17 protein-coding genes and 1 pseudogene are annotated in these 25681 nt (G+C 32.2%); 12 read left to right on the top strand and 6 right to left on the bottom strand.

Features of this window, described 5'->3' with window-relative positions:
• Positions 1-176 precede the first annotated feature (176 nt).
• From HMPREF2597_RS07825 to sbcC, 4 genes are all read left to right on the top strand, one after another.
• Positions 177-419 (top strand): YneF family protein, encoded by a 243-nt coding sequence (locus HMPREF2597_RS07825; protein ID WP_002459204.1) that lies wholly within the window; start codon positions 177-179, stop codon positions 417-419.
• Between the two features lie 171 nt (positions 420-590).
• Complete coding sequence (locus HMPREF2597_RS07820) at positions 591-1058, top strand: CcdC family protein (RefSeq protein WP_012990854.1); 468 nt, start codon at positions 591-593, stop codon at positions 1056-1058.
• Between the two features lie 199 nt (positions 1059-1257).
• Positions 1258-2382 (top strand): exonuclease subunit SbcD, encoded by a 1125-nt coding sequence (gene sbcD / locus HMPREF2597_RS07815; protein ID WP_002478241.1) that lies wholly within the window; start codon positions 1258-1260, stop codon positions 2380-2382.
• A gap of 4 nt (positions 2383-2386) precedes the next feature.
• Positions 2387-5413 carry an exonuclease subunit SbcC gene (gene sbcC / locus HMPREF2597_RS07810; protein ID WP_002478240.1) on the top strand — a complete coding sequence of 1009 codons (3027 nt, stop codon included), beginning with the start codon at positions 2387-2389 and terminating at the stop codon, positions 5411-5413.
• 132 nt (positions 5414-5545) lie between these two features.
• On the opposite strand, the gene mscL is transcribed toward sbcC, so the two are convergent.
• Positions 5546-5902, bottom strand: a complete 357-nt coding sequence (gene mscL / locus HMPREF2597_RS07805; protein ID WP_037540403.1) for a large conductance mechanosensitive channel protein MscL — start codon at positions 5900-5902, stop codon at positions 5546-5548.
• A gap of 204 nt (positions 5903-6106) precedes the next feature.
• On the opposite strand from mscL, the gene HMPREF2597_RS07800 reads away from it, so the two are divergent.
• The 3 genes from HMPREF2597_RS07800 to menI all read left to right on the top strand — a co-directional run bounded on the left by HMPREF2597_RS07800 (position 6107) and on the right by menI (position 11397).
• A complete protein-coding gene (locus HMPREF2597_RS07800; RefSeq protein WP_002459199.1) occupies positions 6107-7747 on the top strand; it encodes a BCCT family transporter in 1641 nt (546 codons plus the stop codon).
• Between the two features lie 254 nt (positions 7748-8001).
• Positions 8002-10707: an aconitate hydratase AcnA gene (gene acnA / locus HMPREF2597_RS07795; RefSeq protein WP_070817258.1), complete on the top strand. Its 2706-nt coding sequence runs from the start codon at positions 8002-8004 to the stop codon at positions 10705-10707.
• Between the two features lie 216 nt (positions 10708-10923).
• On the top strand, positions 10924-11397 hold the full coding sequence (menI, locus tag HMPREF2597_RS07790) for a 1,4-dihydroxy-2-naphthoyl-CoA hydrolase MenI (protein WP_002459197.1): 474 nt from the start codon (positions 10924-10926) through the stop codon (positions 11395-11397).
• A gap of 160 nt (positions 11398-11557) precedes the next feature.
• Here menI and HMPREF2597_RS07785 read toward each other — a convergent pair whose 3' ends face one another.
• Positions 11558-11854, bottom strand: a complete 297-nt coding sequence (locus HMPREF2597_RS07785) for a HesB/YadR/YfhF family protein (protein ID WP_002478237.1) — start codon at positions 11852-11854, stop codon at positions 11558-11560.
• A gap of 376 nt (positions 11855-12230) precedes the next feature.
• The gene (plsY, locus tag HMPREF2597_RS07780; RefSeq protein WP_002459195.1) at positions 12231-12839 is read right to left on the bottom strand and encodes a glycerol-3-phosphate 1-O-acyltransferase PlsY; all 609 of its coding nucleotides are present in this window, start codon (positions 12837-12839) and stop codon (positions 12231-12233) included.
• Between the two features lie 205 nt (positions 12840-13044).
• On the opposite strand from plsY, the gene parE reads away from it, so the two are divergent.
• The 5 genes from parE to mprF all read left to right on the top strand — a co-directional run bounded on the left by parE (position 13045) and on the right by mprF (position 23351).
• Positions 13045-15039, top strand: coding sequence for a DNA topoisomerase IV subunit B (parE, locus tag HMPREF2597_RS07775; RefSeq protein WP_161510815.1), 1995 nt, complete (start codon positions 13045-13047; stop codon positions 15037-15039).
• Positions 15036-17438 (top strand): DNA topoisomerase IV subunit A, encoded by a 2403-nt coding sequence (parC, locus tag HMPREF2597_RS07770; protein WP_002478236.1) that lies wholly within the window; start codon positions 15036-15038, stop codon positions 17436-17438. Before parE ends, parC begins: the two co-directional genes overlap by 4 nt.
• Before the next feature lie 211 nt (positions 17439-17649).
• The gene (locus HMPREF2597_RS07765) at positions 17650-19107 is read left to right on the top strand and encodes a glutamine transporter AlsT (RefSeq protein WP_002478235.1); all 1458 of its coding nucleotides are present in this window, start codon (positions 17650-17652) and stop codon (positions 19105-19107) included.
• Positions 19108-19416: 309 nt separating this feature from the next.
• Positions 19417-20640, top strand: coding sequence for an AI-2E family transporter (locus HMPREF2597_RS07760; RefSeq protein ID WP_002459191.1), 1224 nt, complete (start codon positions 19417-19419; stop codon positions 20638-20640).
• A 188-nt stretch (positions 20641-20828) separates the two neighbouring features.
• Positions 20829-23351: a bifunctional lysylphosphatidylglycerol flippase/synthetase MprF gene (gene mprF / locus HMPREF2597_RS07755; RefSeq protein WP_002478234.1), complete on the top strand. Its 2523-nt coding sequence runs from the start codon at positions 20829-20831 to the stop codon at positions 23349-23351.
• 196 nt (positions 23352-23547) lie between these two features.
• Here the strand turns inward: mprF and HMPREF2597_RS07750 are convergent.
• The 3 genes and pseudogenes from HMPREF2597_RS07750 to HMPREF2597_RS13025 all read right to left on the bottom strand — a co-directional run.
• Positions 23548-23922, bottom strand: a pseudogene (locus tag HMPREF2597_RS07750) (transposase); the annotation flags it as partial.
• A gap of 309 nt (positions 23923-24231) precedes the next feature.
• Complete coding sequence (locus HMPREF2597_RS13030) at positions 24232-24489, bottom strand: SdpA family antimicrobial peptide system protein (protein WP_002459188.1); 258 nt, start codon at positions 24487-24489, stop codon at positions 24232-24234.
• Between the two features lie 140 nt (positions 24490-24629).
• Positions 24630-24875: an SdpI family protein gene (locus HMPREF2597_RS13025; protein WP_037553642.1), complete on the bottom strand. Its 246-nt coding sequence runs from the start codon at positions 24873-24875 to the stop codon at positions 24630-24632.
• Positions 24876-25681 lie beyond the last annotated feature (806 nt).

Here is a 25681-nt window from a genome sequence, read left to right as displayed (position 1 = left end):
ATAGAAGTTTAACAAATCTTAATTGCGTATGCCTCATTTTTCTGTTAAAAAAGGTATCATTTATATTATGTTTTTTGTTATGATCGTAATTGTGGATGATTTACGCTCAAACTCAAGCTTGAAATACTAATTATAATTTAGTAAAATTCAGTAGGATATAGAAAGCGGGTGAAACAATGGCAACATGGATAGCAATTATATTAATTGTATTAGCATTAATTGCTGGATTAGCAATTGGCTTTTTCCTAGCAAGAAAATATATGATGGATTTCTTGAAGAAAAATCCACCAATTAATGAAGAAATGCTACGAATGATGATGATGCAAATGGGACAAAAACCATCACAAAAGAAAATCAACCAAATGATGACAATGATGAACAAAAATATGGATCAAAATATGAAAAATCCAAAAAAATAAGTTGATAATCATAGGATTGTAGACAGTTACTTGTTTACAATCCTTAAATTATAGCAAGTTAAACTGAATAGTATATATTTAAATCGATATGCGTTTTAATTGCATAGTGATGTACTATCATGTGAAAATAAATAGAAATAAAGTTTCGACATAAATAAGAGGGTGTCAATGTTGGCGTATTTAATTTTTTCAATTGTGTTTGCATTTATCATGGGTATCGCAGTCATTATTATTAGAATGAAAGCACAAAAATTTCCAGTTAATGAAAAAAAGATTATTTTACCACCGTTTTTTATGGCTACAGGTGCCTTTATGTATGTGATTCCATATTTTAGATTAACAGGGGCTGAAATGCTTGAATCCTTGGTTTTAGGCGTATTATTTTCTTTAGTCTTAATTTGGACAACACATTTTGAAGTACAAGGTACGAAAGTTTATATGAAGCGTTCAAAAGCATTTCCAATTATTTTAATTTCACTATTAGTTATTAGAACTGTAATTAAAATATTTATTAGTAGTGAAATAGATCCGGGAGAAATAGGCGGCATGTTCTTCTTGTTAGCCTTCTGCATGATTGTTCCTTGGAGATTGGCTATGCTATATAAATTTAAAAAAATCGAGAAAGAACTTGTTAATTAATAAAATTTCTTTAAAAACTGAGACTCAAAATGACACTTAATGTCGTTTTGAGTCTTTACTTTTATTGCAATGACAAGCAGTGAAATCTACTTTGTGTGCCTAAGTTATAAAGTTTTAAATATATATCATTAAGACTTGATAGTTTTTCAAATGCATCTTATAATTAAAACGAACAAACGTTCTGTATTTGGAGGTAACAATGAAAATCATTCATACTGCGGATTGGCATTTAGGAAAAATACTAAATGGCAAATCCTTACTAGAGGATCAAATATATATATTAAAGCAATTTATTGATCAAATGTTAATTGAAAAACCAGATATTATCGTTGTTGCAGGTGATTTATATGATACATCTTATCCAAGTAAAGATGCCATAAAGCTCTTAGAACAAACGATTTATCAGTTAAATATAGAATTAAAAATTCCAATGATTATCATTAATGGTAATCATGATAGCAAAGAAAGATTAAATTATGGCTCACCTTGGTTTCAACTTTCCAACTTACATATAAAAACATCTTTAGAAGATTTAACATGCCCAATAACATTTGGAAATATTAAATTTTATACAATGCCATATGCCACAGTCAGCGAAGTAGCTCACTTCTTTGATGATGAGACGATTCAAACACATCAGCAAGCTACAGAAAAATGTCTAGAAATCATGTCGAATAAATTAAACAAACAAAATATAAATATTATTATTGGTCATCTTACGATACAAGGCGGTAAAAAATCAGACTCTGAAAGGCCTTTAACAATTGGTACTGTAGAAAGTGTTAATAAAAAGGTATTCGAAGCATTTGATAAAGTATTACTTGGCCATTTACATCATCCGTTTAGTATTAATGACGATAAAGTCAATTATAGTGGATCATTATTACAATATTCATTTTCTGAAGTTGGGCAAGCTAAAGGATATCGTGTAATTGAGATTGACACTAATAGTAAAATTCAAGATACATTTAAACAGCTACAACCATTAAAAGAGTTAGAAGTTGTTGAAGGACAATATAATCAAGTCATTGCAGAAGAGATAGCAGTAAAAAACAAAAATAATTATTTTCATTTTAAATTGAAAGGTATGTCTCATATTACCGACCCCATGATACATCTTAAAAAAATCTATCCTAACACACTTGCTTTAACGAATATCAGTTATCAAACTGATGATGTAACAACACGTCATGCAATAACAAAATTAAAGGATGAAGATATTATTAGCGAATTTTATAAAGAAATGACAAATGAGCCCTTAACAAATGTACAAAGTCAAAAAGTTGAATACATTCTAAACCATCTTTTGACTAAGGAGGATTGAAGCGATGAAACCTTTGACTTTAACGTTGTCTAACTTTGGACCATTTTTAAATGAAACGATTGATTTCAAACAAGTATTCGAAAATCAATTATTTCTTATTAGCGGTAAAACAGGTTCCGGTAAAACCATGATTTTTGATGGAATTGTTTACGCTTTATTTGGTGTAGCATCTACGAAGAGTAGAACTGAAAGCGATTTGCGAAGTCATTTTGCTGAGGCTAAGGAACCTATGAGCGTAACGTTTGAATTTGAAATTAATCAGCGACAGTTCAAAATTTTTAGACAAGGTTCATATATAAAAGAAGGCAATAAAACTAAAACGCCTGGAAAGTTAACTGTCTATGAATTTGATGGAGAAGTGTTTGATTTGCGTGAAAGTAAAATACATGAAGGCAATTTATTTATACAACAACTCTTAGGCGTTAATGCAGAACAATTTAGACAGTTGTTTATTTTGCCTCAAGGAGAATTTAAACGATTTTTAGTTTCAAGTAGTTCAGACAAGCAAAGCATTCTACGTACATTATTCAATAGCCTCCGTTTTGAGCAAATACAGGATATATTAGCTGACGAGGTGAAAAATGAGAAACAATTGATCGAACAAAGATATAACAAAATAGCAATGGTATGGGAAGAAATTGAAGATTTTGAAATTGAAGATTTGCAAGCACTGAAACAAATAGAAAGTATACAAATACAAAAGCTTGTAGATGCTATACCTATTTTTCAAAAATATGGTAGTGAACAATTGTTAGCAACAACAAAATTAAAACAAGCAGAAAAATGTCAAACAGAAAAGCTTCATAAAGCATTAGTGGCAAATAATGAATTAGAAAAGCAATTAAATGATTTAGCTGATTATACTCAACGCTTTGAATTATTGCGGCAAGAGCAAGAAAATATAGATAAACTTAAGCATAAAATTACTCAATTGAATGAAATTCGAACTTTAAATACACTTGTTCAACAGCGAGAATCACAAATAGCAAAATTAAACGATTTTAACAATGCTATCACATCAAAAGGTAAAGATATTGAGTCCATACAAGAGCAACAAAAGCAGCTACAAGAACAAATGCAAATACTAATAAAAAGTGAACATGCTATTAATCAATACAAAGAATATATTGATAAGTGTCACATAATTTATCAAAAGATAGAAAGCCACAGAAAAGCTATGGCAGAAAATGATAATGTAAAAAAACAATTAAGTGAAACGCAGCAGAAGATAAAGCAATATAATGAGAAACAAACTAAGCTTAAAAAGCAAAAAGCAGAAAATGATATAGATTATAATAAAATTGTTGAATTAACAGATGAATTGGCACATATCAACAAATTAATAGATAAGACTAAAGAAACTTTAAGCAATAACCAAAAGTTTAAGGAATTAAAAAATGAATATATTGAAGATAAGAAACAGTTAAAAATGATTGAAAAAGAATTTGAGCATGTTTCAAATCATATAAATAAGTTGACTGCAAAGAATTTAGACTTAAATGACAAAGAAAGTTTTATTAACGAGCTTCAATCAGCATTATCTATTGGAGAAATTTGTCCTGTATGTGGTAATGAGATTCAATCTTTAGAAAAACATATTGACTTTGAAAATATTAAACTACAAAAACATCAATTAGATACACTTGAAAAAGAAAAGTTGTCACTTACAGAGCAAAAAATTAAACTTGAAACCGAAATGTCACACGCTCAAGATAAAATGAAAGAAATAAAGGTTGATGAAGAACCACTTGATCTTGAGTCGTTGCAAGTACAATATAATGAAAAAGAACTAGAAAAAGCTTCTTTTAAAGAAAAATATGCGATGACTAAACAAATTGAAACACAAATAAATGAGTATAAAAAAGATATACATCAGATGGAACTACAATATAAGGATTTATCTCATCAGAGGAACCAAAATGAACAACTTATAGGAGAATTTATATCAACAACCCAGACTAAAGATATCGATTCATTTATACAACAGTTTGAAAGCTATAAAAAACAAATAGAAATATTTGAAAATTCGAAAGAACAATTAACAAATGAAATTATTACAGCCAATCAGCAAAAGCAATTAGAAAGTAATAATTTAATCAATATACAGAACCAAAAACACATTGCAGAAAATGAGTATCAAAGTGTTGATAAAGATATACAAACTGAAATGAGACGATATGCGATTAAGGATGAAAAAGCGTTATTTAAAATATTAGAAGACATGCATCTTAAATCAGATTATGAACAACAAGTCGAAGCATATAGCAAGAAATACGCAGCACTTGAGCATGAAATAGGGCGTTTAAAATCATTGACTCATGATAAAGTTCTACAAGACACAAAACAATTAGAAAATTCATATCAAGTTCAAAGTGAAAAATTAGATAAAGTTATAGAACAAGAAAATACATTGAAATATCAATTGAAAAAGAACGATCAAAAGTTTGATGTACTTTATGAAAATATCAATTATCTGACTAAAGAATTAAAATCGCAACAAGAAATTTTTAATTTAGCAGAAATTCTTTCGGGAAAAAATAGTCAGAAGTTAACGCTGGAAACTTATGTATTAATTTATTATTTGGAACGCATTATCGCACAAGCAAACTTAAGATTAGCTACAATGAGTGGTCAACGGTATCATCTGCAAAGAAGAAAAAGTTTATCACACGGTTATAGTGGTTTAGAAATAGATGTCTTTGATTTTCATTCTAATAAATCTAGACATATTAGTTCATTATCTGGTGGGGAAACATTTCAAGCTTCGTTAGCTTTAGCGCTTGGTTTAAGTGAAGTTGTTCAAGAAGAATCAGGTGGAATAACACTGGAATCTATGTTTATTGACGAAGGATTTGGTACTTTAGATCAAGAAACACTTGATACAGCATTAGATACACTTGTTAACTTAAAATCATCTGGTCGTATGGTAGGAATTATTTCACATGTAACTGAGCTTAAACAACGTATTCCGCTCATATTAGAAGTAACTTCTAAACAGTTTCAAAGCGCTACACAATTTAAGTTTAATTAACAAGCTTTGATGAATGAAACTATATGAGCGTTTATAGTTCAGCCTATATATAAATACTTTTAAGTGTTGGCTATATAAATAACATAAAAAAGACAGAGGCTAAAAATTTTTAACCTCTGTCTATAAAATATATTAATTTTTTTCACGAAGTAAATCGCGAATTTCTGTAAGTAATACTGTGTTTTCTTCAATAGTCTCTTCTGGCTCTTCTTTTTTCATTAAAGTATTTGCAATTTTAACAAATACAAATAATGCAAAAGCAACAATTAGGAAGTCAATGATAGATTGAATGAACAATCCGTATTTAATGCCCCAGAATTCCCAATCTTTTGCAAAATCAACAGAACCGAAAATTTTACCAATTAATGGCATGATGATATAAGTTACTAATGAAGTAACGATTTTATTGAATGCTGCACCCATAACGACTGCAATTGCTAAATCTAATACGTTGCCTTTTAATGCAAATTCTTTAAATTCTTTCAACATAACTTTTATATCCTTTCTAAACATAATACACCTCATTATACAATATATAATTTATTTAGAAAATACTTTTTCTAAACAAATTTGATAAAAGAATTTAGGTTTGATATCCTTATAGGTATCGTTTGAGGTATAGCGTTGCTTTCTAAACGTAGTATATCTCGCGCATTGAAAATTTAATACTATAATGAAGGGAGTTATTTATTTATGAATTCTTCTTCTCAAAAAAATAGTAGCGGAAAGAAGTTTTCACCTGTATTTATTTATAGCGCTATTCTTGTTGCGATTGTAGTGCTAGTTGGAGCGATTTTTCCGACTAAATTTGGCAGTGTTACAGGCGCAATCAGTGGTTGGATTACTGATAAATTAGGTTGGTATTACCTTATTTTAACTACAATCATAGTTTTCTTCTGTATCTTTTTAATTTTCAGTCCTATAGGTAAATTAAAATTAGGTAAACCCAATGACAAACCTGAATTTAACACTGTTTCTTGGTTTGCTATGCTATTTAGTGCAGGTATGGGTATTGGCTTAGTGTTTTATGGAGCTGCTGAACCTATGTCACACTTTGCATCACCACCAGATGCTGATCCAAAGACAACACAAGCATATACTGAGGCACTACGCTCTACATTTTTCCATTGGGGCTTTCATGCATGGGCTACATATGGAGTTGTCGCATTAGCGCTTGCGTATGCGCAATTTAGAAAAAATGAACCAGGTTTACTGTCTAGAACCTTAAGACCTATTTTAGGTGATAAGGTGGAAGGTCCAATTGGTACAATTATTGATGTTTTATCAGTCTTTGCAACTGTCGTTGGTGTAGCAGTATCACTTGGTATGGGAGCACTACAAATTAATGGTGGTTTAAATTATTTATTCAACGTTCCTAATACGGTATGGGTACAATCAATTATTATTGTTGTAGTAACAGTACTATTTATTGCGAGTGCATGGTCAGGTTTAAGTAAAGGTATTCAATATTTAAGTAACTTAAACATTGGTTTAGGAACAATATTAATGATTGCTGTCCTTATTATTGGGCCGACAGTGCTTATTTTAAATATGTTTACGAGCTCGACTGGTAGTTTGTTTAATACATTTTTATTTAACAGTTTAGATACGGCTGCTTTAAATAGCCAAAAAAGGGAATGGATGTCTACTTGGACATTGTACTATTGGGGCTGGTGGTTAAGCTGGAGCCCATTCGTTGGTGTATTTATTGCCCGTGTATCTAAAGGTCGTTCTATTCGAGAATTCATTTCTGGTGTATTACTTGTTCCAGCAATCGTAAGCTTTATCTGGTTCAGTGTATTTGGCGTTTTAGGTATTGAAACAGGAAAAAAACATCCAGAATTATTTAAAATGACACCTGAAACACAACTTTTTGGTGTGTTTAACGAAGTGCCATTAGGTATGTTATTATCCATTATTGCGCTTATTCTTATTGCATCATTCTTTATCACTTCTGCCGATTCTGCAACCTTTGTGCTGGGAATGCAGACTACGTTTGGTTCTCTTGAGCCAACAGGTTTTGTGAAAGTCACATGGGGCGTAGCACAATCACTGATTGCATTTATTTTATTACTTGCCGGTGGTGGAGATGGTGCAGCAGCATTGAGTGCCATTCAAAGTGCTGCAATTATCAGTGCCTTTCCATTCTCCTTTGTCGTCATATTGATGATGATTAGTTTCTATAAAGATGCTAACCAAGAACGTAAATTCTTAGGTTTGACGTTGCAACCAAACAAGCACCGTTTGCAAGAATATGTTAAACATCAACAAGCTGATTATGAAGCAGATATTTTAGAGAAACGTGAAGCACGGAGAAATACTGAAAAAGACTAATAATTGATAATTTATTGTCCTTATTGCTTAAAAAGTGATAAGGACTATTTTTATTGAAAATCATTCTCAATTAATAACTATTTCTTATTGAACGTATGCTTAATGATAACTTTTACTTATATATTCCGATTAAAAAAGGAAATCCTAAAAACGCCTATTTATAGCGAATTGCAGTTGTTTTAAAATTTAGTTAATTATACAATTTAAGTAACGGCATATAAAAATATTATGATTTAGTTCAAGGGGGAAATACTATGGCTTCTAACATGAAATCACATGCTAAAAAGACATTTAAAGTGAACGACAAATCTTATGTGTATTATGATTTGAAAAGTTTAGAAGAACAAGGTTTAACTACGGTATCTAAATTACCATATTCCATCAGAGTATTATTAGAATCTGTATTAAGACAAGAAGATGATTTTGTTATTACGGATGATCATATTAAAGCATTAAGTCATTTTGGGGGAGAAAATAACGAAGGTGAGGTTCCATTTAAACCTTCTCGAGTGATTTTACAGGATTTTACTGGAGTTCCAGCAGTAGTGGATTTAGCATCATTGCGTAAAGCAATGAACGATGTTGGTGGCGATATTAATAAAATTAATCCAGAAGTTCCTGTTGACTTAGTCATTGATCATTCTGTTCAAGTAGATAGTTATGCAAATCCAGATGCGCTTGAACGCAATATGAAATTGGAATTTGAACGAAATTATGAAAGATATCAATTCTTAAATTGGGCAACTAAAGCATTTAACAACTATAATGCAGTACCGCCTGCAACTGGTATTGTACATCAAGTGAATTTAGAATACTTAGCTAATGTCGTTCATGTTCGTGACGTTGATGGAGAAGAAACAGCATTTCCAGACACACTAGTAGGTACTGACTCTCATACAACTATGATTAATGGTATCGGGGTATTAGGATGGGGTGTTGGTGGTATTGAAGCAGAAGCAGGTATGCTTGGACAACCCTCTTATTTCCCAATCCCAGAAGTTATTGGTGTCAGATTAACTAACACATTACCTCAAGGCTCAACCGCTACGGACTTAGCTTTAAGAGTGACTCAAGAATTACGTAAAAAAGGTGTAGTTGGCAAATTTGTTGAATTCTTTGGACCAGGTGTTACAGATTTACCACTAGCTGATCGTGCAACTATCGCAAATATGGCGCCAGAATACGGTGCTACTTGTGGATTCTTCCCAGTTGATGAGGAATCACTAAAATATATGAGATTAACAGGACGATCAGAAGAGCATGTTGCATTAGTTAAAGCATACTTGGAACAAAACAATATGTTCTTTACTGTTGATAAAGAAGACCCAGAATACACTGATGTTATTGACTTAGATCTATCTACGGTTGAAGCATCATTATCAGGGCCAAAACGTCCCCAAGACTTAATCTTTTTAAGTGACATGAAATCAGAATTTGAAAAATCAGTTACTGCACCTGCGGGTAACCAAGGCCATGGATTTGATAAAAAAGAATTTGATAAAACAGCTGAAATCCAATTTAGTGACGGTTCAACTGCAACTATGACAACAGGGGATATAGCGATAGCAGCAATTACTTCATGTACAAATACATCAAATCCATATGTCATGTTGGGGGCAGGTCTAGTTGCTAAGAAGGCTGTCGAAAAAGGGCTCAAAGTGCCAGAATTTGTTAAAACTTCATTGGCTCCAGGTTCAAAGGTTGTAACAGGTTATTTACGTAATTCGGGTTTACAAGAATATCTTGATGATTTAGGCTTCAATCTAGTTGGTTATGGTTGTACAACATGTATTGGCAACTCAGGTCCACTTTTACCTGAAATAGAAAAAGCAATTGCTAAAGAAGATTTGCTTGTTACGTCTGTATTATCAGGTAACCGTAATTTTGAAGGTCGTATCCATCCATTAGTTAAAGCAAACTACTTAGCTTCACCACAATTAGTTGTTGCTTATGCTTTAGCTGGGACTGTTGATATTGATTTGCAAAATGAGCCACTTGGAAAAGGAAAAGATGGCGAAGATGTTTATTTAAATGATATTTGGCCATCAATCAAAGAAGTTGCAGACACAGTAGACAGTGTAGTGACGCCCGAGTTATTCTTGGAAGAATACAAAAATGTATATAATAATAATGAAATGTGGAATGAAATTGATGTGACTGACGCACCATTATATGACTTCGATCCTAATTCAACATATATTCAAAATCCTACATTTTTCCAAAACTTATCTAAAGAACCTGGCACAATTAAACCTTTAAAAGATTTGCGTGTTATGGGTAAGTTTGGAGATTCAGTTACAACTGACCATATCTCACCAGCTGGTGCAATTGGTAAAGATACGCCAGCAGGTAAATATTTACTTGATCATGATGTACCTATTCGTGATTTTAATTCATATGGTTCAAGACGTGGGAATCATGAAGTTATGGTACGTGGCACATTCGCAAATATTCGTATTAAAAACCAATTAGCACCTGGAACTGAAGGTGGCTATACAACTTATTGGCCAACGGATGAAGTGATGCCTATCTATGACGCTGCTATGAAATATAAAGAGGACGGTACTGGTTTAGCTGTATTAGCTGGTAATGATTATGGTATGGGTTCTTCACGTGACTGGGCTGCCAAAGGTACTAACTTATTAGGCGTTAAGACAGTTATTGCTCAAAGTTATGAACGTATTCACCGTTCTAACCTAGTCATGATGGGGGTATTACCATTACAGTTTAAAGATGGTGATTCAGCAGACTCACTTGGCTTAGATGGTAAGGAAGAAATTTCTGTAGATATCAATGAAGATGTTAAGCCGCAAGATACTGTTAAAGTTCATGCTAAAAAGGAGAATGGTGAAGTAGTTGATTTAGATGCAACTGTTCGCTTTGATTCTTTAGTAGAGTTGGATTATTATCGTCATGGTGGTATTTTACAAATGGTTTTACGTAATAAACTTGCACAATAAACAAGGCGAAATACAGTCTGGGACATCATTATGTTTTAGGCTAGGAACTAATTATTAGCAGTAGTTAACTGGATTGAAAATATGCTGATACCAAACTTTTTCAATTCTAGTCAACCTGGTTGGGGTGGGACTACGAATTCATCATGAATTCTGCTCCGCTCCTTTTTTTATGTTAGAATTGATAAGAAAGTTATATTGAAAGAAGGATATTTGATTATGATATACAGTATTACTGAAATCGAGGCTAGATACCAAGAAACAGATAAAATGGGTGTGATTTATCACGGCAACTATGCTACATGGTTTGAAGTAGCGCGCACAGATTATATTAGAAAATTAGGCTTTAATTATGCTGACATGGAAGCGGTGGGCATTATATCTCCTGTTACAGATTTGAATGTGAAGTATATCAAATCCATTACATATCCTGAAACTGTTAAAGTTAAGACTTGGGTGGAAAAATATTCGCGGCTACGTTCAATTTATAGCTATGAAATATATAATGAGCAAGGAGAACTTGCTACAACAGGGACTACTGAGCTAATTTGTATGAAGGCAGATAATTTTAGACCTATTAGATTAGATCGCCATTTTCCAGATTGGCATGAAACATATAGTAAAGTTGAAGCATTAAATAAAAATAATATTGAGTTAGAAGTAACGAATAAAGATGATTTAAATCATCTTTAAAATTAAGCGGAACGAATATATTACAAAATAGTTTTTAAACCTTTGAAATGATAGCTTAAAGCAAATGAGCTATTTTTATAAAAAAATAGCTATGAAGACTGATATCTTGAGTAAAAGTCTCATAGCTATTTCTTATTATTCTATTAAACTGCAATTGATGTTACTTTGTAGTATAAGCTATTTCATCTTCGTGATTAACGGTATCAACTTCAATAATATCGTCTTTAAAGTACCACAAATCGTCTTCAGCAACTACAACTTTAAGGTTATTATAATTTTCACTGTAACCAATATCTATGTCATCTTCATTTTCAACGCGAAAAGCAGGACTGAAGCCTTGTTTTAATTGGAATTCTCCACCGTAGCGGACATAGAATTGTAAAACTTTATTGTTGTCTGGCAAATCTAATTCATCTTTAAACCAGTTGATAGCTTGTTCAGTTAATTGTATTTTCAATTTATAACCTCCTAATAGCTCATTCATCAATACCCATAAATAATTTATCTTCGCAAGTAGGATTATAGCATAGTAGCTATTAAAAATATTTGAATATGCTTAATGAAATAGTTAACGATAACTCAAGAATAATATTGAGGCTGGTGCATCATTATGTTCAAAGCTACGAACTATATATTGGCCGTAGTTGATTGGATTGAAAATACACTGATACCAGGCTTTTTTCAATTCTATTCGGGACTACGAATTCATCATGAAATCTGTCCCACTCTCGTTTCCATTTTTAAGTTGTTATTGTATTATAAAAACCGCAAAAGCTTATAAAAGTCTTGTTGCGGTCGGAAAATAGCAATAATTTTTAAATTGTTGAGCTTAATTACATCCATTTGATTTTAGGTTCTTCACCCTTGACAATTCTGATAATATTAGAACGATGTCGTACAATTAATATAACTGAAACAAGCAAACTGACACCAAGTAATACGTAGTCATGTATGACAAATGCACCAACAACACAACTAATCGCAGCAATAATACTTGATAAGGACACAAATTTAGATAGGTATAAAATAATAAAGAAAATCAATGCTAAAATTAGCAACAATATAGGATTAACCCCTAGTACGACACCTGCACTTGTAGCTACTGCTTTGCCACCTTTAAATTTAAGATAGACAGGATAAACATGGCCTAGAATTGCAAATAAACCAACGATGAGTCCATGGGTAAAAAAGGTGCTTAGTGGGCCATCTGCATGCACAGGCAACCAAATTGGAAAGAATACAGTTATGAATCCTTTAAAAATGTCTAGAAATGTTACTAAAAAACCAGCAGGCTTGCCAAGTACTCGAAAGCTATTTGTTGCACCAGTGTTGCCACTTCCAAATTGTCTTATATCTTTTTTAAAAAAGAGTTTTCCAACAACATAACCACTTGGAAAAGCTCCTATGAGATAGCTGAGTAACAACATGAGGACTATCATCATAATAATTACACATCCTTTTATAACTTAGCTCTATTTTACCATAAACTGATTATTTTTTACGACAATAAATTTAAAACAAATGTTATGGTAAATAAATAGCCTTGTTTTAAACTCAGACTTGCAATTTAAGCGGATTTATATAAGAATAACTATTGTATAGAAAAAATAACGAACGTACGTTTGTAGGAGGAAAATTACATTGACAGTGAATAAAAAAAACAATTATTCAGATGATTCAATACAGGTTTTAGAAGGATTAGAAGCTGTGCGTAAAAGACCTGGTATGTATATTGGCTCCACTGATAAGCGCGGGCTCCACCATTTAGTATATGAAGTTGTTGATAACTCTGTTGATGAAGTATTAAATGGCTATGGTGATGAAATCAACGTCACAATTAATAAAGATAATAGCATTACTATTGAAGATAATGGTCGAGGTATGCCAACAGGAATCCATGCTTCAGGTAAGCCGACGGTACAAGTTATTTTTACCGTTTTACATGCTGGAGGTAAATTTGGTCAAGGTGGTTATAAAACATCTGGTGGCTTGCATGGTGTAGGTGCATCAGTAGTGAATGCGCTTAGTGAATGGTTAGAGGTTGAAATACATAGAGATGGAAATATCTATAAACAAAGTTTTAAAAATGGGGGTTTGCCTGCCACTGGTTTAGTCAAAGCAGGAAAAACTAAAAAAACTGGCACTAAAGTAACTTTTAAGCCTGATCCAGAGATTTTTAAAGCGTCAACGACATTTTCTTTCCAAACATTAAGCGAGCGTTTACAAGAGTCTGCATTTTTATTAAAAAATCTAAAAATTAAACTAACCGATTTACGCAGTGGTAAAGAACGTGAAGAACTGTACCATTATGAAGAAGGTATTAAAGAATTTGTAAGTTACGTAAATGAAGGTAAAGAAGTATTACATGATGTAACTATGTTTTCTGGCCAATCTCATGGCATTGAAGTCGATGTGGCTTTTCAATATAATGACCAATATTCTGAGAGTATTTTAAGTTTTGTTAATAATGTACGGACTAAAGATGGTGGTACGCATGAAGTAGGATTTAAAACTGCTATGACCAGAGTATTTAACGATTATGCACGACGCATTAATGAATTAAAAGAAAAAGATAAGAATATTGATGGTAATGATATACGTGAAGGATTAACAGCCATTATTTCAGTGAGAATTCCTGAAGAATTATTGCAATTTGAAGGACAAACAAAGTCTAAACTTGGAACAACAGAGGCTAGAAGTGCAGTAGATTCTGTCGTAGCTGAGAAATTACCTTTTTATTTAGAGGAAAAAGGGCAGCTTTCCAAATCTTTAGTTAAAAAAGCAATTAAAGCACAGCAAGCACGTGAAGCAGCTCGCAAGGCCCGCGATGATGCCCGTTCTGGTAAAAAGAATAAACGTAAAGATACATTGTTATCTGGAAAACTCACACCTGCACAAAGTAAAAATACTGAGAAAAATGAATTGTACTTAGTCGAAGGTGATTCAGCAGGTGGTTCTGCCAAGTTAGGACGTGATCGCAAATTCCAAGCGATTTTGCCACTTCGAGGTAAAGTAATCAACACAGAGAAGGCGCGCTTAGAAGATATATTTAAAAATGAGGAAATTAACACGATTATTCATACAATCGGTGCTGGTGTAGGTAACGATTTTAAAATTGAGGATAGTAATTACAACAGAGTTATCATCATGACCGATGCGGATACTGATGGTGCTCATATACAGGTACTGTTATTAACGTTCTTCTTCAAATACATGAAACCTTTAGTTCAAGCAGGACGAGTGTTTATTGCTTTGCCGCCACTTTACAAACTTGAAAAGGGTAAAGGAAAAGCTAAGCAAGTTGAATATGCCTGGACGGATGATGAATTAGACAAACTTCAACAATCACTAGGAAAAGGATTTACGTTGCAACGGTATAAAGGTCTAGGTGAAATGAATCCCGAACAATTATGGGAGACGACGATGAATCCAGATACAAGAACATTGATTCGAGTACAAGTTGAAGATGAAGTGCGATCTTCTAAACGTGTTACTACATTAATGGGTGATAAAGTGGCACCAAGACGTGAGTGGATTGAACGCCATGTTGAATTTGGTATGCAAGAAGATTTGAGTATTTTAGATAATACAGAGGTTCAAGTATTAGACAATGAAAATTATACTGAGGAGGAAACAAATTGAGTGAGATAATACAAGACTTATCACTTGAAGATGTTATTGGTGACCGCTTTGGTAGATATAGTAAATATATAATTCAAGAACGTGCTCTGCCAGATGTAAGAGATGGACTTAAACCAGTACAACGCCGTATTTTGTACGCTATGTATAGCAGTGGTAATACGTATGATAAGAATTTCCGTAAAAGTGCCAAAACTGTTGGGGATGTCATTGGACAATATCATCCTCATGGCGATTCATCAGTATATGATGCGATGGTACGTTTAAGTCAAGATTGGAAATTACGTCATGTACTCGTAGAAATGCATGGGAATAATGGTAGTATCGACAATGATCCTCCTGCTGCAATGCGTTATACAGAAGCTAAGTTAAGTCAATTAGCTGAAGAATTATTGCGCGATATTAATAAAGAAACAGTATCTTTTGTCTCTAACTATGATGATACAACCCTTGAACCTATGGTGTTACCGGCGCGATTTCCTAATTTACTAGTTAATGGTTCTACTGGTATTTCAGCAGGTTATGCTACTGATATTCCACCTCATAATTTAGCTGAAGTCATTCAAGCAACCTTAAAGTATATAGATAATCCTAATATATCAGTAAGTCAGCTTATGAAATATATTCAAGGGCCAGATTTTCCAACTGGTGGCATTATTCAAGGTGTTGATGGCATAAAGAAAGCATATGAAACTGGTAAAGGGAAAATTGTAGTTCGTTCAAAAGTTGAAACAGAAGCATTAAGAAATGGCAGACAACAATTAGTTGTGACCGAAGTGCCATACGAAGTAAATAAAAGTTCGCTTGTTAAGCGAATTGATGAATTACGAGCAGATAAAAAAGTAGATGGAATTGTCGAAGTTAGAGATGAGACCGATCGTACTGGTTTGAGAATCGCTATTGAATTAAAGAAAGAAGCTAATAGTGAGGCTATTAAAAATTATCTATTCAAAAATTCTGACTTACAAATTTCATATAATTTCAACATGGTGGCAATAAGCGATGGTAGACCAAAATTGATGGGTATTCGTCAAATTATTGATAGTTATTTAAATCATCAAATTGAAGTTGTTGTCAATCGGACTAAATTTGATTTGGATCATGCAGAAAAGCGTATGCATATTGTAGAGGGATTGATGAAAGCTTTATCTATTTTAGATGAAGTTATCGCCCTTATCCGAGAATCGAAAAACAAACGAGATGCTAAAGATAATTTAGTGGCAACATATGGTTTTACAGATGCTCAAGCAGAAGCGATAGTTATGTTGCAATTATACCGTTTAACAAATACGGATATTGTTGAATTGAAAAATGAGCACGCTGAGCTTAGTGAACGCATTAAAGAATATCGTCATATTTTAGATAACCATGACGCTTTGCTAACTGTTATTAAGAACGAATTGAAAGATATTCGTAAGCGTTTTAAAACTGAAAGACTGTCTTCAATTGAAGCAGAAATTGCAGAAATTAAAATCGATAAAGAAGTAATGGTTCCTAGCGAAGATGTCATTATGAGTGTCACTGCTCAAGGATATATTAAACGTACTTCAACACGAAGTTTTAATGCGAGTGGTGTTTCAGAAATCGGACTTAAGCAAGGTGACCGATTATTAAAATATCAAGAGGTGAATACGCAGGATACGATTCTTGTCTTTACAAATAAAGGCAGATACTTGTTCATTCCGGTACATAAATTAGCAGACACGCGGTGGAAAGAATTAGGGCAACACGTGTCACAACTTGTAGCAATCGAAGAAGACGAATATATAATCAATGTATATAATGAAAAAAATTTCCAACAAGAGGCATTTTATATTATGGCTACACGTAACGGTATGATTAAAAAAAGTCATGCTGGATTATTTAAAACAACACGTTACACTAAACCATTAGTTGCTATGAAAGTGAAACCGCAAGATGAAATTATAAGTGTACAACGTTTGACAGAAGATCAAATTATAACGGTACTAACGCATAAAGGTATGTCATTAACATATAACACTAATGAGTTATCTGATACAGGTTTGAGAGCTGCTGGTGTGAAATCTATCAATTTAAAGGTGGAAGATTTCGTAGTTATGACCGAAGTTGTTGAAGCTGGACAAACGATCATTATGGCTACCCAACGTGGGGCTATGAAACGTATTGACTTTAAAGTTTTACAATTGGCAAAACGAGCTCAACGAGGTATTACTTTATTGAAAGAATTAAAGAAAAATCCACATCGAATCGTTGCTGGTCATGTGGTAACAGAAAATCAATCTGAATATATGATCTATTCAGAGTCACATGTTGAAGAAGGTCTTATTGTTGATATTCATAAATCTGAACAATACACGAATGGTTCATTCATCGTTGATACGACTGAGTTTGGAGAGGTAATTAATATGACTATTCAATAATGTTTTTAGTGATTTTATTTTCATAGTTAAAATAAAATGATAAACTTAGAATTGTTATTTATTTTTTAACTTGTATAAAAGCAAGAGATTTACATTTAATAGGAGTAAGTTCATTGTTCCATTTTCAATGAATCATATAACCTAAACTATAAATGTAAATCTCTTAACGTATTCACTAGATAAATTTAGATAAATGTGAGGTATGGATAGAGTGAGAGATTTTGATAATTTGATTCCTGGCTGGTTTAAGACAATTGTGCAAGTCGGAAACGATTTAATATGGTCACAGTACCTAATTGGTCTGTTACTAACGGTTGGCTTCTTCTTTACTATTAGTTCAAAATTTGTACAACTTAGAATGTTGCCAGAAATGTTTAGAGCGCTCGTTGAGAAACCAGAAACATTAGAGTCTGGAAAGAAAGGTATTTCACCATTTCAAGCGTTTGCGATAAGCGCCGGCTCACGTGTGGGTACGGGGAATATTGCAGGTGTTGCTACTGCCATTGTTCTTGGTGGCCCAGGTGCAGTATTTTGGATGTGGATTATTGCTTTTATCGGAGCAGCAAGTGCGTTTATGGAAGCTACACTTGCCCAGATATATAAAGTTCATGATAAAGAAGGTGGGTTCCGTGGAGGACCTGCATATTACATAACAAAAGGACTTAATCAAAAATGGTTAGGTATTTTATTTGCGATTTTAATTACAGTGACATTTGCATTTGTATTTAATACGGTGCAATCTAATACGATTGCAGAATCATTAAATACACAGTATAATGTCAACCCTGTGATAACAGGCGTTGTATTAGCAGTTATTACTGGGATTATCATTTTTGGTGGTGTTCGTAGTATTGCAACACTATCATCACTAATAGTACCTATTATGGCTATTATTTATATTGGTATGGTTTTAGTTATTTTATTGATGAATTTAGATCAAGTTGTTCCAATGATTGGCACAATTATCAAGAGTGCTTTTGGCATTGAACAGGTTGCTGGTGGTGCGTTAGGAGCTGCTATATTACAAGGTATTAAGCGTGGTTTATTCTCAAATGAAGCTGGTATGGGTTCAGCACCAAATGCTGCAGCGACAGCGGCTGTTCCACATCCAGTTAAACAAGGTTTAATTCAATCTCTTGGTGTTTTCTTCGATACAATGCTCGTATGTACTGCTACAGCGATTATGATTTTACTTTATTCAGGTTTGAAATTTGGCGATAGTGCGCCACAAGGTGTTGCTGTCACACAATCAGCTTTAAATGATCATTTAGGATCTGCTGGCGGTATCTTTTTAACTGTAGCTGTGACTTTATTTGCATTTTCATCAGTTGTAGGGAACTATTATTACGGACAGTCTAATATAGAGTTTTTATCAACGAATAAAATAATCTTATTTATTTTTAGATGTTTAGTTGTGATATTAGTGTTTGTTGGTGCTGTAGTTAAAACGGAAACAGTATGGAGTACAGCAGATTTGTTTATGGGACTTATGGCCATTGTGAATTTAATATCGATTATTGGTTTATCCAATGTAGCTTTTGCAGTGATGAAAGATTATCAACAACAACGTAAAGAAGGAAAACATCCCGTGTTCAATCCCGAAAATTTACAAATAAATTTATTTGGCATTGAATCTTGGGGACGTGAAAATAAATCTAAAAAATCATAGTGTAAACTTTTAAAGTTTGAGATATTTTAAAATGAGTAAACTTGTTAAATTATATTTATAATAACCGTTTTAAATTGCGTTGTGCTATTTAAAAACAATTTGTGTTGCTCATAAAATCTGTAAAATAGGGGTGGGAAATTAAGTCATAACTATTGGCTTTTTACCTGCTCCTATTTTATTGTATTGGTGCATTTTCAGATAAAATAATCTATAATTTATGACAAGTATGGTATGATATAGATTAGTAAAATACAATCAATTGAAAAATATAGTTACAAATAGAGAATACGAGTTAAGGTTTGGTGAATAATGATGTTGGATGATAAAAAGAATACAGCTGAAAAGAAACCAGGGAAATTAAGTTTTTCTGAAACAAGATTTATGCGATTTTTTGGTGGTAAGGATCTTATATTTGCACTTAGTGCATTGGTATTATTAGGTATTGTTATATTTATTTTTGACAAAGTCTCATATGTATTTGAGCCTTTTATCATTGTCTTTAACACTATTGTAGCACCAATCATTCTATCGTTAATTTTGTTCTATTTAATCAATCCAATCATTAACTTGATGGAGCGTTATAACATTCCAAGATTGCTGGGTATTGTTATAGTATTTTTAGCTATTGTTGGACTTATTGCACTCATCGTTAATTTATTGATTCCGGTCATTGGCAGTCAGGTAACACGCTTAATACATAATGCGCCTGCATATGTGACTAAATTTAATGATACTTTAGATAAGGTGACGCACTTTTCGTTCTTGTCCTCATTTTATGATCAAATACAGACCAATTTAGATTCTTTATCTAAAAAGATTCCTAGTATTGTTACAGACTATTTTGATGGTTTTGGAACTAAATTAAGAACATTTGCTGAAGCTATTGTAAATGTTGGCGTAGTTTTAATAACAACACCATTTGTACTGTTCTTTATGCTAAAAGACGGTCATAAATTTAAAGAGTACACGACTAAAATTATGCCACCTAAATTTAGAAAAGATTATCATGACTTATTAGAAAAAATGAGCGTTCAAGTGGGTTCTTATATACAAGGACAAATTATTGTGTCATTTTGTATTGGTATTTTATTGTTTATTGGCTATACGATTATTGGTCTAGATTATAGCTTAATATTGGCAAGTATCGCTGCAGTAACAAGTGTTGTACCTTATTTAGGACCAACGATCGCTATTTCACCTGCAATTATTATTGCGCTAATAACCTCTCCGTTAATGCTTTTAAAATTAGCTGTTGTATGGACATTAGTTCAATTTATAGAAGGTCATTTTATTTCTCCAAATATTATGGGTAAAACATTAAAAATACATCCATTAACAATTATTTTCATTTTGCTTAGTGCAGGGAACTTGCTAGGGATTGTAGGTGTCATTTTAGGTATTCCAGCTTATGCGATATTAAAAGTACTGGTGTCTCACATATTCTTAATTTTTAAACGCCGATATAATAAGTATTATGGTGATGATGCTGGAGACTATGATATTCCTAAAGAAGATTCGAAAATAGCAGAATAGTATAGTAGCCGATGAAGTAGGACAGTTTGGGATTGCTTTATCGGCTTTTATTGCATATGTGAATCAATTCAACGGTTTAGTGCACCTTAGTATATTACAAATCTGTTAGGAAGATAGTCATGTTCAATCACAGGCAGTTATGATATATTTTCAGTAACAAAAGAATTAATTAGAATTGATGTGAAAAAATGAATCAGGAAGTTAAAAATAGAATTTTATCTATATTAAAAATTACTTTTGCAACAGCATTGTTTTGCATTGTGGTATTTACACTCTATCGTGAATTATCACATATTGATTTTAAAAATACAGTTACCGTATTTAGTAAAATCAATCGCTGGATGCTCGTTGGACTATTTGCTTGTGGTGGTGCATCATTACTCTTGCTCTCTATGTATGATGTCATCTTAGTCAAATCATTAAAGATGGAAATGCCTTTATTTAAAATCATTCGAATAAGCTACATTATCAATGCTTTTAATGCCATTATAGGTTTTGGTGGTTTTATTGGTGCTGGTGTGAGAGCAGTTGTATATAAAAATTATACGGAAGACAAGAAAAAATTAGTACATTATATTTCAATCATCTTAATCTCTATGCTCACAGGATTAAGCTTATTATCTATCTTGGTTGTGTTACATGTATTTAATGCATCACATATGATTGACAAAATAAGTTGGGTACGTTGGATATTATATGTCGTTGCTTTATTTTTGCCTATCTTCATCGTATACACGATTATGCGCCCAGCAGATAAAAAGAATAGATTTATGGGTGTGTATTGCACATTAGTTTCAAGTGTTGAATGGCTAGCAGCTGCATTAGTATTATATTTATCTGTATTAATAGTCGATATTCATATTTCATTTATGACTTTAATAGGCGTCTTTATTATTGCAGCTTTATCAGGATTAGTCAGCTTTATTCCTGGTGGATTTGGTGCCTTTGATTTAGTTGTACTTCTTGGTTTAAAATCATTAGACATTCCTGAGGAACAAATTTTATTAGCGCTGTTACTTTATCGTTTTGCCTATTATTTTGTACCTGTCGTTGTGGCACTATTGCTCTCTACGTTTGAATTTGGATCAACTGCTAAACGTTACTTTGAAGGTTCTAAATACTTTGTTCCGGCTAAAGACATCACCTCTTTTGCAATGTCTTATCAAAAGGATATTTTAGCAAAAATTCCATCATTATCGGTGGCTATCCTTGTTTTGATAACAAGTATCATGTTTTTTATAAATAATATGACGATTATTTATGATGGTTTATTTGATGAAAATCATCTTGTGTATTACATTGTGTTATCAATTCATACAAGTGCCTGTTTATTACTATTGTTAAATGTGAAAGGGATATTTAAACAAAGTAGAAGAGCTATTATTTTCGCAATGATCTCGATTATATTAATTTTTGGAGCAACAATTTATACATATGCATCTGCCTTATTATTAAGTTGGCTTATTGTTATGTTTGCTATATTGGTTGCTGCATACCGTCGTGCGAAAGTATTAAAGCGACCATTCAGATTACATCAATTTGTAATGTCATTTATTATGAGTGTTGTTGTGCTTTATGTGAATCATTTTATTATCTCACAAACTTTTTATGCGTTGGATGTATATCAAATAGAAATGAATACATCTGCATTGAGATATTATTTCTGGTTAACCATTCTAGTGATTATACTTGTTGTAGGTATTATTGCCTGGTTGTTTGATTATCGATTTAATCGTCCACATCAAATAAACGACTATAAACAATGTGAAACTATTATTGATTCATATGGGGGTAACTATTTAAGCCATTTGTTATACAGTGGTGATAAAGATGTTTTTATGCATGATAATGAACAAGCCTTTTTAATGTATCGTTATAAAGGTAATGCGCTTGTTGTACTAGGTGATCCTATTGGGGATACTCAAAGCTTTCAAACGCTACTCGAATCGTTTTATCAATACGCTGAACGCTTAGGCTATGATGTTATCTTTTATCAAGTAAGTGATCGATTTATGCCACTCTATCATAACTTTGGTAATCAATTTTTCAAATTAGGGGAGGAAGCTATTATTGATTTAACCCAATTTACTATTTCAGGTAAAAAGCGTAGAGGCTTCCGCGCGACACTTAATAAACTTGAAGAGCTTGAGTTTAAGTTTGAAATTCTTGAACCGCCATTTTCAAACAACCTTATGAGTAGTTTAAAAGAAATTAGTGATATGTGGCTGGATGGTCGTCAAGAAATGCACTTTTCTGTAGGACAATTTACGACGGAATATTTATCCAAAGCACCGATTGGCGTTATTAAAGATAAAGATGATAAAATCATTGCTTTCTGTAGTTTAATGCCAACATATTATAATGATGCTATATCAGTTGATTTAATACGGTGGTTGCCGGAAATTGAATTACCACTAATGGATGGCTTATATTTACACATGTTATTGTGGAGTAAAGAAAAAGGTTACGGTGCCTTTAACATGGGTATGGCCACATTGTCTAATGTTGGTCAAATGGATTTTGCTTTTGTGAGAGAAAGAATTGCTGGACGTGTTTTTGAACATTTTAACGGTTTATATCGTTTCCAAGGATTAAGACGTTATAAAGAAAAATATAGTCCTAATTGGGAACCAAGATTTTTAGTTTATAGAAAAGACAGTTCTTTATGGTACAGCATGTTAAAAGTAATGCGTGTCATACGTCATAAATAATAAAACTAGGTGAACATCCTCTCAAGAAAAATTCAGTATAGAATATAAAGCCCAAAATAAACATATTAAGATTAGTCAAGCCCTTTAAAATAAGCATTATTAAATTAGTCCGTTCAATTTAAATTTTTTGAATAAGGTGTTAAACTATATTTGGTTGTACGTTTGACTCATGTGGAGACATTTGATAATCGTACAATTACCGATTCGATACTAAATAATGAATCGTTTTTAATAGTCGATTCATACATGCGATGACGGCAGTCTTATGAGCTTTCTCATTAGGCTGCTTTCTTAATTTATAGTAATAATCGACGACATGGTTATCATAATGACGTTGTCCCCTAATAATATTCATAACCACCCAAAATAAAAGTCTTCTCTCTTTTTTATTGTCATTCTTGGTAATCGTATCTCTACTGTGTGTACGACCTGATTGATATCGTGTAATATCTCCGATTTCGCCAATAATCATAGCCGTTGTTAATTCACCAATTCCAGGTATTGAATGAATATTTTCAAAACAATTAAGTTGCTTTGCTAACTGAATCATAGCTTCATCTAATTGTTTGAGAAGTTGAAACTTTACTTAACCTTTCTCATTTCATTTTCCTATACACGGTTTCAAGAACCCAACATACTACAAACGAATTTCAAAAGGCGAGAGTAAAGCTGACTAGTTTTTAATACGGGTTTAAAACCAAAGAGACCGTACAGTCTACTCCTCTCTATAACTATAAAAAATAGCTATGAAGAAATCTATCGTCATAGATTTCTTCATAGCTAATCTTAGTATGTTTCCAAGGAATAGGATCACTATAATATATGATAATATCTCCTCTTTACTTTTGGATTTAATTGATTGTTAACCATTTTGATTTTTTCATTTTTCGACCAAATTTAATAGGATTACTAGTAGTGTCTTTCCATTTTTTTCGTTTATTTTAGATATTAGTCTTCCAACTTCTACATCTTTTAATCTGCCATATCTAGATAAACCAAAATAGTTATTTGGGCTAGCGTTTGGAAATTGTGTTGCTCGTTCTCCTGTTTTTGTGTTGATAACTCTATATGTATTATCTCTAGGATTTCTACTATAAAAAGCCCATCCTTGAGGAAGTACTCTAAAGACAAGAAGCATTAATTATTTGTGTTTTATCTTTAGTAGGGTTATTAGGCATTATACTTAATATAGAACTAATAAATATTAAAAAATAAACAAGAAATACTGATATCAAAATCATGATAGTTTTATTGAATATAAGATCTTCTTTTTTGTTATTATTCGACCATTTTTTTCACCTCTTTTTCAGTGATTATTATAATTACTATAATGAAAGTGATAAATAGGATGAATTGTATTATTAAAGAAGTGATAGAAATACCAAATATTATGTCAAATATAGTCCATACTATCCCTAAAGGTAAAAACCAATAGCTAAATTTAATACTAAATTTAACAAAAAAATCTTGAGTCACTTTCCAATTCTTTTTATTTTTCATTGAATTTTTAGTTCGCAGGCCCATAAAATAGTTAACTTGATCTCCAACATTATTTTTTAAAGATTTTTTAAAAAATAATGTTATTATTAAATTAGATAAAACTGTTAATAGTAAAATTATAATTAACCAACTCCTTTTTTTTAATATAGCAAACGGTTGAAATAAAAACCAATCCTATTTTTAAAACTTTAATTTTTAATTTAACTTTAGAAATAATTTGATGAATACGCTATACAAAACGATTACCTATAATCGTTAATTATGTTAACTAAACTAAAAGGCATAAACGTTGATTTAACAGCGTTTATGCCTTTTGATTATTATTATCCATTATGCAGGTTTTATACATACTTCCAATGATACGTTTTCATATATTTTGATCAAGAGAAATTTTGTATCTTTATTCAGTTCTTAAGCGTCTAAAAAATAGACGGGTAGCATTCAATTTGATTTTTGATGACGATGATACAAATTTACTATACGTACTTGAAATATGTGTTTAATACAACTTTAAAAACAGTCGGGGACATAAATCCTAGAAAAATAGCCAATAAATGACTTTTATAATTTTATTTACTGGCTTCTTTATTTACAATATTTCGTATTGTTGGCTTGCTTTCTTAGGAGACAGCTTCAAGCTTGTCCTGTTCCCTCAAAAGTCTCGCCAAAATACGGCGTATTTATTTGTAATGATACATTGAAATAGCTTTAAAAATAAGGCACTTTCGTATCATTTAATAAACTTCACTAAACTAAATTAACGAGGTACCTTATGTATAAAGCGATAACATGACGCAACATATGCCATTTAGTATTAATACTTTCAAACG

The sequence above is a fragment of the Staphylococcus sp. HMSC063A07 genome, from assembly GCF_001836955.1.
Taxonomy (GTDB): domain Bacteria; phylum Bacillota; class Bacilli; order Staphylococcales; family Staphylococcaceae; genus Staphylococcus; species Staphylococcus lugdunensis.
This window is presented reverse-complemented; position numbering and strand designations above follow the sequence as displayed.